This is a genomic window from Aeromonas sp. 102P, assembly GCF_051920345.1.
Classification (GTDB): domain Bacteria; phylum Pseudomonadota; class Gammaproteobacteria; order Enterobacterales; family Aeromonadaceae; genus Aeromonas; species Aeromonas veronii.
The window spans coordinates 4582747-4595845 of record NZ_JBQBCZ010000001.1; the positions used below are offsets into that span (position 1 = coordinate 4582747).

Annotated in this window: 9 protein-coding genes; 2 read left to right on the plus strand and 7 right to left on the minus strand. The window is 62.5% G+C overall.

Annotated elements, in window-relative coordinates; translation table 11 throughout:
* Entirely contained in the window at positions 1–708 is a 708-nt protein-coding gene (locus ACTG1K_RS21540; RefSeq protein ID WP_005348822.1) for an AzlC family ABC transporter permease, read from the minus strand.
* 120 nt (positions 709–828) lie between these two features.
* Positions 829–1308 carry a L,D-transpeptidase family protein gene (locus ACTG1K_RS21545; protein WP_042084254.1) on the minus strand — a complete coding sequence of 160 codons (480 nt, stop codon included), beginning with the start codon at positions 1306–1308 and terminating at the stop codon, positions 829–831.
* A gap of 279 nt (positions 1309–1587) precedes the next feature.
* On the opposite strand from ACTG1K_RS21545, the gene ACTG1K_RS21550 reads away from it, so the two are divergent.
* Positions 1588–4755, plus strand: coding sequence for a S41 family peptidase (locus ACTG1K_RS21550; RefSeq protein WP_440006708.1), 3168 nt, complete (start codon positions 1588–1590; stop codon positions 4753–4755).
* Between the two features lie 15 nt (positions 4756–4770).
* Here the strand turns inward: ACTG1K_RS21550 and ACTG1K_RS21555 are convergent, their stop codons facing one another.
* Positions 4771–6063 (minus strand): ferredoxin reductase family protein, encoded by a 1293-nt coding sequence (locus ACTG1K_RS21555; RefSeq protein ID WP_440006710.1) that lies wholly within the window; start codon positions 6061–6063, stop codon positions 4771–4773.
* A 308-nt stretch (positions 6064–6371) separates the two neighbouring features.
* Here ACTG1K_RS21555 and ACTG1K_RS21560 point away from each other — a divergent pair, with 308 nt between their 5' ends.
* Positions 6372–6605: a hypothetical protein gene (locus ACTG1K_RS21560; RefSeq protein WP_202002921.1), complete on the plus strand. Its 234-nt coding sequence runs from the start codon at positions 6372–6374 to the stop codon at positions 6603–6605.
* 145 nt (positions 6606–6750) lie between these two features.
* Here the strand turns inward: ACTG1K_RS21560 and ACTG1K_RS21565 are convergent, their stop codons facing one another.
* From ACTG1K_RS21565 to pgaA, 4 genes are read right to left on the minus strand one after another with little or no spacing between them, the layout of a single operon-like run.
* Positions 6751–7065, minus strand: a complete 315-nt coding sequence (locus tag ACTG1K_RS21565) for a hypothetical protein (protein WP_421276704.1) — start codon at positions 7063–7065, stop codon at positions 6751–6753.
* The gene (pgaC, locus tag ACTG1K_RS21570; protein ID WP_440006712.1) at positions 7052–8299 is read right to left on the minus strand and encodes a poly-beta-1,6-N-acetyl-D-glucosamine synthase; all 1248 of its coding nucleotides are present in this window, start codon (positions 8297–8299) and stop codon (positions 7052–7054) included. Before pgaC ends, ACTG1K_RS21565 begins: the two co-directional genes overlap by 14 nt.
* Positions 8296–10254: a poly-beta-1,6-N-acetyl-D-glucosamine N-deacetylase PgaB gene (gene pgaB, locus ACTG1K_RS21575; RefSeq protein ID WP_421276708.1), complete on the minus strand. Its 1959-nt coding sequence runs from the start codon at positions 10252–10254 to the stop codon at positions 8296–8298. Before pgaB ends, pgaC begins: the two co-directional genes overlap by 4 nt.
* The gene (gene pgaA / locus ACTG1K_RS21580; RefSeq protein ID WP_440006715.1) at positions 10254–12638 is read right to left on the minus strand and encodes a poly-beta-1,6 N-acetyl-D-glucosamine export porin PgaA; all 2385 of its coding nucleotides are present in this window, start codon (positions 12636–12638) and stop codon (positions 10254–10256) included. The genes pgaB and pgaA overlap by 1 nt, the downstream gene beginning before the upstream one ends.
* Positions 12639–13099: the final 461 nt, after the last annotated feature.

The following is a 13099-nucleotide window of genomic DNA, read 5'->3' on the forward strand; positions in this document are numbered from 1 at the left end:
CTACCTCCTCATCCGGTGCAGCACATAGCCCACAACCATGCCAGCCAGAGCCGAGACGATGATGTGGATCTCCGCCAGCAGCGGCTTGGTAAGCAACGCTGTGCCGCCGCTCACCAGAGTGGCCGCCACCATGGGCAAGTTTTTCATGGCGGGAATGGTCATGGCGATGAAGGTAGCCGCGATGGCAAAATCCAGCCCCATGCTGTCCAGTCCATCGATGTACTGGCCGGCCGCGATGCCGAGCAGGGTCGCCAGATTCCAGAACAGATAGAAGACGAATCCCGCGATGAGCGCGTAGGCCGGATCAAAGTGGCCGCTGCGCTCCCGGTCTTTCAGCGCCACAGCGAACATCTCATCAGTCAGGAAAAAAGCAAGGCTGGCCCGCCAGCGCAGGGAGAGCGGCAATACGTCACGGCGGAAGGTGAAGCCGTATAGCAGATGCTGGGAAGTGATCACCATGGTGGAGCCCATGATGGGCAGCAGGGGCGTGCCCGCCCCGAACAGGGTCGTGGCCGAGAGCTGGGCGGCTCCGGCGTAGACCAGCAACGACATCAGCTGAGCCTGAAGCGGACTCAGCCCTGCCTGCAACGCCAAAGCGCCACACAGGATCCCCCAGGGGATCACAGAAATGGAGAGCGGGAGCATATCCAGTGTGGCACGCCACCAGAGCATCCCCGTTCGCTCGGGCACGCTCGTTACTGACATCATGTGATCTTCCTTGTCACAGCCAAAGCGAGCCGAAAAAACTAGCACGGGACAGCAAGCGCTGTCACGTCATCACTGGCGGGAAATAAAACGCCCGCGGAGTCGCGGGCGTGCACAAGGGGATCAGGGCTCGATGACGATGGGCGTACCCGGATCAATAGCGTCCCACACCTCATCCAGCTCGTGGTTGAGCATGGCGATGCAGCCATTGGTCCAGTTGGAAGGCTGAACCCTGCGGTTGCCAATGCTGTTGCGCTGACCGTGGATCATGATCATGCCACCCGGACGAACACCCAGCTCATTGGCGCGCTTGATGTCATCCAGGTTCGGATAGTTGATATGGATGGCTTTGTAGTAGCCGGAATTGGTCTTCTTGTAGTCGAGGGTGTAGCGCCCTTCCGGCGTACGCTGATCCCCTTCCTGCTGCTTGTGCCCCTTGGGCGCCGGGCCCAGAGCAATCCAGTAGCGCTTCAGTTCTTTGCCATCCTTCATCAGGGTCAGGCTATAGGTAGACTTCTTGACCACCACCAAATCGGCTTTTTCGGTAAAGGCAAAACTCAATGCGGGCCAAAGCCCCAACAAACACAGTAATACGGCTCTCATTCCATCCCTCGACAAGCCTCTGGTGCGGGCTTTTCTTGTTACCAGATCATCTGAACGATGCCCGCCGAGCGGCGAGCGAGCGCCATGATATTGGATCGCCATCAATACTCAATATGCCCGGCAAAACATATCTTGCAGCAGCCAGGCCATCTTCCTTGAACGCTGTCATTTTGCATTGGTAATTAACATTTAAAACAACAAGATACAAAAAATTATCGCGCTGGCACCCGGGGCAATGATCGGCGAAGATAACACTCCACTCCCCGACAGGATCATGCCATGCGCTCTTCGTGCCGCCTCGCCACCCTGCTGTTCTCGCCACTTCTGCTTTGGCTGCCCGCCAGTGTCGCCGCCGATGCACTCTGGCTGCGCGAGCCCGCCCTCTCCCCCGATGGCAAGCAGCTTGCCTTCACCTGGCAGGGGCGCATTTTTGTCGCCAGTGCCGAGGGTGGCCCCGCTACAGCGCTCACCGGCAGCGACTACCTGAGCCAGCGGCCAATCTGGTCGCCGGATGGCAAACAGCTCGCCTTTGCCGCCAATCTCTACGGCAACGAAGATGTGTTCGTGGTACCCGCCAACGGCGGCGAGATGGTGCGCCTCACCCGCGATTCGCGCACCGATCTGCCGCAAGCCTTCAGCGCCGATGGCAAACGGCTGCTGCTGAGCAGCCAGCGCCTGGGGGCGCCCGATGCCGACCATTTTGTCACGGAAGGCTACCAATGGGGCGAGCTCTACTGGACCCCGATCACCGGCGGCACCTTGCAGGCCGATCTGCCGCTGCCTGCAACTCTCGCCCGCCCCCACGGAGAGCGGATCGCCTATCAGATGCCCGCGGCGGATCAACCCTTTCGCAAGCATCAGCACTCGTTCGCGGTGCCCCGTCTCTGGTTGTTTGATGGCAAGCAGCACAAGCAGCTGACCGAAGATCGGGTGGCGGCTACCGATCCGGTCTGGAGCGACAAGGGAGATACCCTCTTTTACCTGAGCGAGCGCAGCGGCGATTTCAACGTCTGGCGCCGGGATCTCGCCAGCGGCAAGGAGCAACAGCTGACCCACTATCAGGGCCATCCGGTGAGGGGGCTCAGTGCCTCTCGCAATGGTGATCTGGTCTGGTCATGGCTGGGTGAACTCTATCGCCTCGATGCCGGTAGCAGCGAGCCGCGCAAATTGACCCTCACCCCGCAAGTGGCAAGCGCGCCGGATGAGGCGAGCGAGACCTTGACCCTGGCAGACGAAGCGCTGGTCAGCGAAGAGGCGGACGAGCTGATCCTGGTGAGCGAGGGCAACCTGTTTGCCGTTGACCCCGAGCGTGAGCGGGTGCGCCAGCTGACCCGCGATCCGAGCGAGCAATCCAGCCCCCTCTTCGCTGAGCAGGGGCGCGCCCTCATCTATCTGTCGGAGCAGCAGGGGCACGCCGCCCTCTATCGACTGCGCAAGGGAGATCCGGATCTGCTGTTCAGCGATCCCGGCACTCTGACCGAGAGCCTGCTGCTGGCCATTCCCGGCAAGGGGATCAGCCGTCCGGTGCTATCCCCCGACGGCAAACAGCTCGCCTTCGTGGTGGATGGCCAGGCCATCCACCTGCTGGATCTGGCGAGCAACAAGCAGCGGGAGCTGGTTCCTGCCAGCTTCAACCCGTCGCGCCACGAGGTACATCTCGCCTTTGCCCCCGACTCCCGCCATCTGGCGCTCACCTTCCGCCCCGATGCGGCAGAGCAGGAGATCGCGGTGATCGACACGGCCAATCCCAAGGCCAAACCGATCAATGTCAGCCTCAACGGCTACCAGGATGGACAACCGGGCTGGAGTCAGGATGGCGCCATTCTCTACTGGCAATCGACCCGGTTTGGCGCACTGGGGCCCGATGGCGAGCCCCTCGTCACCAACCTGCTCGGCATTTACAGCAGCCGCGCCGCCAGAGCCGATGCGATTGCCGAACTGGAGCCGCCGAAAGGGGGATACGGCTTTGAGAGCGATCGTCTCAACCATCGCGAAGCGCTGCTGCTGCAACCCACCGGCACCCTGCTCGCCAGCCGCATCATCGGCGACCAAGTGATCTATCTGGTGGAGGAGATGGGGGTCAACAGCGAGAGCGAGATCAAGGGCTACAGCCAGGATCTGCGCAAGGGCAAAACCAGCGAACTGTTTGGCGAACAGGCCGGCCCCGCACTGGCAAGCCTCAACCAGCAGGGCACCCTGGCTACCCTGGTGCGGGATGGTGAGATCACCCGGATCCACCTCGACTCCGGCGAGACCACCAGTGCCCCCTTCGCCTTGCAGCCCACCAGCCGCTGGCAGGCACGCATGACCGCCGCCTTCGATCAGATCGCCCGCCTAACCCGGGACGAGTTCTATCTGGACGACATGAACGGGGTAGATTGGGAGAGCTATGTCGCCGCTTACCGCCGCCTGCTGCCAGGCATCGGCAACCCGCGGGACTTTGGCAACCTGTTGGCAGAGCTGGCTGGCGAGCTCAATGTCTCCCACACCTGGGGCAGCGGCCCCGCGCCTTTCCCGCGCATGGCGGACGAGACCGCCAGCCTGGGCGGCTACTGGCAGGATGGCGAGCAGGGGGTGATGCTCACCGCCATGCTCTCTGGCGGCCCGCTGGATCAGGAGAGCGATATCGCCCCGGGCGCCCGCCTGCTCACCATCAACGGCGTCCCGATTGCCAATCTGGCCGAGCTGGATCAGGCCCTCAACCATCAGGCTGACGCCCGGCTTGCCCTCACCTTCCAGCAGGCGGGCAACAAGCAAACTGACGAGGTGGTGCTCACCGCCATCGACAAGCAGCAGGAGTACCAGCTGCAACAGGATCGCTGGATTGAGAAACGGCGGGATCTGGTGGCCAGCCTGAGTGGAGGACGGGTCGGCTACGTCTATCTGCCGGCAATGAATAGCGAGGTCTACGATGCAGTGGTGGCGGATGCCCTCGGCAGGCAGCGCAATCGCGAGGCGCTGATCGTCGATGTCCGCTTCAACAGCGGCGGCTATCTCGCCAATACCCTGGTGGAGTTTCTGACCGGCAGCGGCAGCGCCAAGGGAATGGCCAGCAGTTGGCCCCGTCAGGGCAAGGGTGAAACCGACGCCGCCACTCGCCAGTGGACCAAGCCCTCGGTGGTGCTGGTCAACGCTGGCAGCTACTCGGAAGGCTCCGCCTTCCCCGAGTACTACCGCACCCTCAAGGTCGGCCCCATCGTCGGCGATCCGGTGCCCGGCACCGGCACCATGGTCTACAGCCACGACTCCCGGCTGATCCCGGGCCTCTCCTACGGCATTCCGACCCTGGGGCTGCGCAAACCGGACGGCACCTTCTACGAGAATCAGGAGCTGATCCCGGATCTACAGGTGCCACTCACCCCCGCCGACATGGTGGTCGGGCGCGACCCGCAACTGGAGGCGGCAGTACAAGCCGCCCTCAAGCAGTTGCCAGCCAGCGCCAAATAACGGCGACCGTCGAGCTCAACGAAAGCGAAACAGCTCGCGATGCAGATGCCCGTCCGGCAACAGCCGGGTCAGGGCATCTGCCATCCCCTCCGGCCCGCAAAACCACACTTGCTCGGGCGCATCCTGCGCGATGCGGGCCAGATCCAGCCGCCCGGCTGTCTTGTCCAGATGCAGCTGATAGCGCACGCCGGTGCGATGGCAGAGCTCGGCCAACCGTCGGTGGTAGACGGCGCCTGCCAGATCCGGCGCACACTGGATCAGGGAGATCCCCTCGCTGCGCTCCCCACGGGCAGCCAACCCCTCCAGCCAGGCGACGAACGGTGTGATACCGATCCCGGCCCCCAGCCAGAGGGCTCTACCTCCCCCTTGCGGGGCGACAAAGGCGCCATAGGGCCCGGTCACCACCACCCCATCCCCGGCGCGCGCCTCTGCCACCAGCTGACGGGTATGATCCCCGAGCGCCCGCACCGCGATCACCAGCTGGCGCCGATCCGCCGACACCCGCACCTGGGTAAAGGGGTGCGGCCCCTCCTTGGCGTCAAACTCGAAGAAGGCAAACTGGCCCGGGCGGTAATGGGCGAGCGGCCGCTCCAGCTGCATGGTCAGCTCGCAGGTGTGATCCGCCAGCGTGCGCACCGCAACGACCAGGCCTGGATGGCGATCCCGCGCCCCCACTTGTCCCAACAGGGAGTAGAGGGCCCCGATAGCACCGATCCCGCCGATCAACCAGATCGATACCCCAATAGGCGTCATGGCTCCCACCTGAGGCAGCAGGCAGAGCCCGTGCCCCCACCCCGCAAGATAGATGAGCGGCGCCAGCCGGTGGATCAGCCGAAAACGGCCATAACTCACCAGCGCCAGCAAGCTCACTACCACCAACGCGATCAGTAGATAGAAACTCCACTCACCCAGGGTATTGCCAAGGGCATGGAGCGAGATGCCATTACCTGCACCAGCTCCAGCTGCACTGGCCCCACGCCGGGCGGGACGACTCAGCCAACCCGCCGAGACTGCCCACTTGGGCACCTCCACCACCAGCCAATGCGCAGTGAGCGCCAATGCACCGCCAATGGCCGTCTGACGGTGCAATCGCAACATCCGGTCCAGACCGCCACACCACACCTCCAACTGCGGCAGACGCAAGGCCAGCAGCAGCGAAATGGCCATATAGGCCATCCCCAGCAGGCCGGTCAGTAACAACATCTCATGGCGCCAGGGCCACACCCCGTTGGCATCCCCCGCATAACCCAGCCACCAGACCCCGACCGCCGGCAGCGGCAACAGCCACCACATCCATTTGTTCGTCATAACATGCTCCCTGGTTCCATCGCGGCAGGGCCTGATCTCCCTGCTGATGGCACCATTGCACACCTGTCTGGTCACAAAACTTTGCCAGTGGGGGAAGCTTGTGTGGCAATGTGTGACAAACGGAAACAAAAGAGGGGCCGACTGGCCCCTCATGATCACCCTTGTTGGCTCGCCCCTTTTCACAGGAGATGGCGCACAATTCGCCTCCGCTGTGATTGATGACCCGCCAGAAAAAGGAATCAAATGAGGACATTATATATCTGCGGCGGAAAACCTGCTGCCCACTCTTCCGGACAAGGAGATCCCCCTTGCTTTCATCCACCGAACAACGCTACTGCCCGAGTTGTCAGCGCGAGACCAACCATGTCGTGGTGCTGGTCGACAAAACCTTTGGCCAGCAGCTGACACCGGAGCAAAAGTGCAAAGCGTTTATCAAGGACTTCATTACCGGCTGGGCCGCCGGCCCCTTTCTGGCCAACATGGATCGCTTTGAGCGCCACGTCATCTGTGAAAATTGTGGAAAGAAAGTCATTGATGAATGAAAAATTAGGAGCAAAACGACTGGTTTTTTGAGGGGGCGGCGACATCACGATGACAAACCGGCCCGGAAAAACGCTCAGGATACCCCGCCCGTTTCGCAGTGCTTGATCGGTGATAAAAAGTGAGGGGCCGACTGGCCCCTCATGCTCACGGCGCTTTCGAGGCCGCTCGCTTGCCCACCAGCCGGTGCAGCAGCTTGTTGTATTTCGCCCAGGAGTGGATCAACAGGAAGATGCCGAACAACAGGGCCAGAAACAGTTGCCCCACCTCGATGGCATCCAGCGAACCGATAAAACCCTCATCCTCCTCCGTCTCCAGATAGTTGAACCTGGGTTGCAGGGCCAGAAACAACCAGCCCCCCCAGGTCACCAGCAGGATCAGCAGATCCCGCAGCCGATACTTCCAGCTGCGCCGGGCGCCGTTGCTGATGATCATCTCGTTCGCCAGCTTATGCTTTGTCACGGAACGACTCTCCCCTGTCAGGACTCTCCCACACCGCCAGCTGGCCACGGCGACGCAGGATCGCCTTGGGCACCGCCACCACCACGGTCACCAGATTGAGCAGCCAGTAGATGAGCGGATACCAGACGCACCAGATAAAGCTGCGGGCCATGCTCTTGTCGTAGTGGTTGTCGATAAAGATGCTGACCCCGAACTGCACCAGACAAATCGCGGTCATCATCACCCCGGTCCACTGGAACAGATGACCCACCGCCAGTCCGCTCACATCAGGCTCAATCAGCCAGATCAGTGCCAGCAGCAACATGCTGTAGCACCATGCCACGCTGGAGAGATACTCCAGCAGCAGCCAGAAGCGTCGGTTGCGCCAGCGCATCGCCCGCAAGCCGTAGCGCAGAAAGACCTCGGCGCCCCCCTGTGCCCAGCGCAACCGTTGCTTGTAGAGACCGCGTACCGTCTCCGGCATCAGCACCCAGCAGAGCGCCTGGGGTTGATAGTGGATGAGCCAGCCGGCCAGCTGCAGCTTCCAGCTGATGTCGATATCCTCGGTCACCATGTCATTGCTCCAGCCACCGACCGCCTCGACCGCCTGCTTGCGAAAGGCCACCACCACCCCGGAGACGGTAAAGACAGTACCGTAGATCCGCTGGGCCCGCTTGATGAGGCCGATGATGGAGCTGAACTCGCCGGTCTGGATCTTGCCGATGATGGTGGAGCGGGTGCGTACCCGCGGATTGCCGGTGACCGCCCCGACTCTCGGGCTCTCGATGAAGTGCTTCACCATCCAGCGCACCGCGTCATAGTCGAGCACCGCATCCCCGTCGATGCCGACCAGGATCTCCCCGCTGGCCACGGTCAACCCGTTGTTGAGCGCCATCGCCTTGCCCTGATTGTGCTGGTGGAGCACGGTCAGGCGCGGATCCTGCTGCGCCAGCCGATCCAGCCGTGCCCCTGTGTCGTCCTTGCTGCCGTCGTTGATGGCCAGCACCTCGAAATCTGGATAGCGCTGGCGCAGCAGGTGGCCGATGGTCTCCTCGACATTGGCCCCCTCGTTGTAGCAAGGCACCATCAAGGTCACCCTGGGGTAATAGGGGAGCTCCAGCCCCCGCTTGGCCAGCGCGATATCCCGCCGCTCCCACTGGAAGTAGTAATAGAGACCGCCACAGACCCACACCATGGCCATCAGACTGGGATAGGCCAGGGTAAAGATGGCGATCCCTTCCAGAAGCGCCTTCACCGCATCGCCTCCCCGTGGGTGGCCGCAGCGCCGCTGACAGCAACCGGTGTCACCGGCAGCTGGGCCGGTTGAGGCTGGGTCTGCACCGAGAAGACCGGTTTGAGCACCGCCGGATCCGGCTGGTTGTTGTGAAAATCGTCCGGGTAGTAGCCAAAGTTGGTCACCCCCTTGCGCTGGATGATCTCCATCCAGCGCGCCAGCTCGGCATCGGGGATGGGCTGGTCGGTACGCCAGTTGCGACTCTGCAGCTCGAACACCAGCCGATTGGCCGGTACCTGTGCCAGCGAATCTTCCGCCAGCCTGGCCAGCCATTCGTCAGGATTCTCGGCCTGCTCCATGTACGGCATGGCCATCACGGCGGTGTAGTCATAGGCCTTGGCAAACGCCGCCATGCTCTGGGCAAACCACTGCTGGGATTGCGGCTCGGTCACCAGCGCCGCATAGATGTTGCGGGCAGTCTTGAGACCGTCGGCTCCCCCTTGCCGGTAACGAGCGGCGGCATCGCGCAGCGCCATGGTAAAATCGATCAGCAGATCGGTCTTCTGCTCCCCTTGCGCCTGCAGCGCATCCGGGGTGCGAGCCAGCGGCATCGGCCCCTCGTAGTCGCTGAGGAAGGCATCGTCATGGAACAGCAGGCCATCGAACTTGGTGTAAAAACCGAGATCCTCATAGATATCCAGCAGCAGCTGACGGCTGGCAGGATCCCAGGGCGAAAGGCGCAGATACTGCCCCTTGGCCGGAGCGCCGGTACGGCTGTCGGTGACATAGGCGTGGTTCGGCCCCATGTCGTAGGCCATCACCGGCATCCAGGCGAACACCTTGACCCCGGCCCGGGTCTTGAGCTGCCAGGCGACCCGGTTGAAGAGATCCGCCTTGACCGGCATATGGCGGTTGGGGAAATAGAGCGCCTCCGCTACCCCGTCGCCGTTGTCATCGGCATAGGCCTGCAGATAGACGGTGGTGATGCCGTAACCCTTGATCCGGTCCAGCAGCATGTCGATGTTCTTGTTCATCTGCTGCGGATCCTTGTCGTAGACATAGTCCAGATCCACGTGCACCAACCGCTCCACCTGCCGCTCCCAGGTGTTGCCCCCCATGATCTCGTCCAGGGTTTCGAGGCTGGTGTCCTCCTCCAGCAGATAGCGGCGCACCGTGCTGCCCGAGTCACTCAGCTTGTTGAGCCCTTCCGCCAGGGTGAAGGTGTAGGGCATCCCCGCCGCACGGGCGAGATCCAGCGCAGTCTGGTTGAAGGCGCCGTAGGGCCAGACCAGGATCCGTGGTGCACGACCGGTCTGCTCCCTGAGCTGACTGGCCGATGCGTCGAAGTCGGCTTTTATCCGGGCCCGATAGTCGGCCATGCTCTCGTAGCCATTCTGGCTCCAGCCTGCGGTGGTAACCGCCGGTTGCACGTTGCCCTGCGGGTTGGCGAGCAGCCCGTAGTGGGAGGTGAAAGTGTGGGAGGCCAGCTCCACCAGTCCGGAGTCCTGCATCTCGCGGATCTGCGGCCAGCCGACGAAGTAGCTGCGCGGCAGCTTGTCATTGCCGTAGGGGACCATCTTGTCATCGGCCACATCCAGCCAGCTGCCCACCAGCGCAAAGACTGCCGGATAGTTGTAGAGCTTGAGCAGCGGATAGACCAGCCGGTAGAAGCTCTCGTAGCCGTCATCGAAGCTGAGCAGGATCGCCTTCTCCGGCAGCGGTGCCTTGCCCGCTTTGGCATCCAGGATCTGCTGGAAGCTGACCGGGTGATAGCCCTGCTGTTTGATCCAGTTGAAGTGGCGGATCAGGGTGTCGCGCCGGATGGTCTGGGGATAGAGCTTGAGGTTGGGGGTCAATTTCAGATCGACGATATCATGGTAGCAGAGCACCACGTAGTCATCGGGTTGCCGGGCCGCCTGCGTCAGCGAAGGCAGCAGTGCAAGCAGCAAAACGAAAGGAGCAAGCCAGCGTTTCATCACATGAAACTCCATTGCAGATTGGCGAAGATGAAATTTCCGAACTCGGGGTTGCCGTCATAGATGGCCTGACGGCGGCCCAGGCCATAGCCCAGGCTGAGGGCGGGAGAGAGGATCCAGTCATGGCGATAGCTGAGCTGCCCCCCCTGATCGCTGCCATAGCCCTGCTGCCAGTAGTGATTGCCACTCATGGTCAGGCTCTGCAGCAAAGAGCGACGCCCGTCCAGCGGCAGTCGATAGCGCCCCGCCAGCTCCAGCTCCAGATTGCGATCCTGCAGGGGGTTGAAGTAGTCGACCTCCACCGCCTCGTTGCGTGAGGTGGCGCCGCGCAAGGTGGTATCAAACCACCAGCGATCCCGGCGCCAGAGATCCTGACGCAGCCAGCCGGAGGCCGTCAGCCGCCGGTTACCATCGCTGATATCCATCCGCTCCAGCCGCAGTGCCCCCTCGCGGGTCTCATCCTGACGCCAGCCCAGATCGAGCTGGTATTGATCGGCGTAGTTGCCGCGCGCCAATGCCCGCAGCGGGGTGTCGGCACTGTTGAGGTTGATGGCCGAGCCCAGCGTCCAGTGATCATCCAGCCGCCAGTCGAGGCGACTCCATAGATAGCCTTTGTGGTTGAGCTCACTGCCCGCCCCTCCCTCCAGCGTCAGCTGCAGCGGGTAGAAAAAGATCTCGGCCCCCAGCCCGGTATAGGCGGCGCGCTCGGGCTGCTGGTCGAACTCGCCAAAGCTGCCCTGACGGCGGACAAACAGCCGATCGCCGCCATCAGTGCGAGCGCTGTAGAGGCGGCTGTCGTAGCTCCAGTCACGGCTGGCCTGCACCGAGCCCCCTTCGTTGCGGCCATGGGTCAGGTCGGTGACAAATTGCGGGGCCTGCTCCAGAGTCAGCCGCTGCTGCAGCTCCTGACGATCCCGGGTCAGGTTGCCAAGGGTGCGCACGGCCTGCGGCGTGCCCTGCCAGTCACCCTTGTCGAGCCGGGCGTTGAGGCGACCCGGCTCGGCCAGCACAGTGCGTCCTGCTGGCAGCCAGCGCACGGCCTGCCGATACGCCTGCTCGGCCCCGTCGGGATGACCCCGCCAGCGGCGGATATCCCCCAGTTGCAGCCAGAGCCAGGGATTGGCAGGCGCGGTTTTCAGCCATCCTTCCAGCTGCCGCTCTGCCGCGCCCGCCTCACCACGCCAGGCCTGCAGCAACGTTTTAAGCTGCAACACCTTCTCGTAGTCGTCGTTGGCCATCCGCATGTTGCCGGTGAAATCCCAGCGAGTCGGCGGCTCCTGCCAACCGGCCAGCAGCCCCTGCGCCGCGCCATAGCGCTCTCCATCCGAATAGGCATAGAAGCGCTTCTCCAGCAGGCGTTTGTCTTTGGCCCGTGCAGGGGTCGCCAGTTGCTGGTAAATCACGGAGGCCTCATCCACCCGCCCCAGCCCGGCCAGTGCATCGGCGCGCGCCTCCAGCACATAGTCAGGCAATGGCCCCTCGGCCTGCAGCGTAGCGGACTCCCGTTCGGCCCGGGCAAACTCGCCGAGGGCTACCAGGGTCACCACTACATCGCGACGGGCACTGATATAGAGCACATGATCGTGGGGGGCGCGGGCCAGGATCCGCTCTTGCAGCGCCAGCGTGCGAGTCAGGGAGCGGCGGGCCAGCGCCGGATCTTCGCTCTGGGCCGAGATCCGCAGCAGATTGACCGCCTGGTAGTAGTCGAGCCAGAGCCGGTCGACCGGTTTGAACAGCTTGGGGTAACGGCCCATCAGATCTGCAGCGGCAGGCCCCGCCCCCAGGCTCACAGCTACCCGATAGAGTGCCAGCACCTGTTCGTGATTATCCGGCTCCAGCTCCAGCCACTGCTGGCGGGCCAGCAGCTCGCCCATGGGATCCTCACCCTGACGGGCGGCATAGATGCGGGCTTCAAGGATCGCCTGATCGCGGCCAAAGTTGGCCTCATATTCACCCGCAGCGTGGCGGGCCAGCTCGCGGTTGCCCTGATCACTGGCGGTGAGAAACAGCCCGAGCCAGCCATTGCGGTTGGCAGGATCGCGTCCCTGCAGGATGCGGTAATAGCTGATCGCCTCGGAGTAGCGCTTCTCGTCGCGGGCGGCACGGGCCACCCCTTCCAGCGTACTGTTGCTGATGGGGCTGAGTTCGCACGGCTCACAGGCGGCCAGCGCCCCCTTGCGATCACCCCGCCACAGCTGCACGGCAATCAGGTCATCGAGCACCTTGCCATCACCACTTTGTCGATAGAGAGCATCCAGCCCGTGCGCTGCCGCATCCAGCTCTCCCGCCCGGGCCTTGATCACCCAGGCTTCACGCACTCTGTCCACCTCACTGGCGCACACCAGCAGGGGCAGCAGCGCCAACATCAAAAAGATGCGATTCATTCGCAACATACCACCCATAACAAACGCTGGTCGTATCTTCCCTGCACGGCCATGCGGATATACACACCCGTCCGCTCCTGCCTGACGAGCAAGAGGGCTTCCTGACTTGTGTGCTGATTTCGAGGGTGAAAGGCGGGCAGTGGGCCAGCACCTTTCCTATGTGCGGCCCAGCCATCTCCGGGCGGAGATCTGAGGCTTTCCGAACCCGATTCACATCGGGGGTGGCAAGGAGGGCGATTCTGCAACTGTGGACAATTTAGTCAACACAGGCAGATGGGAATGGTTCTCAAGCGGGTGAATAGAACAATCTTTATGCACAAAGATAACTACAGAAAACACTATTAACAAAATAAACAAAAACCCGAGGCGATAAGGTTCCATGAGCTTATTGCCTGCTCTGCACAGACCTATTCATATGAATACATATTTAATCTAAAATCCGCATATCAGAAGCATTATGC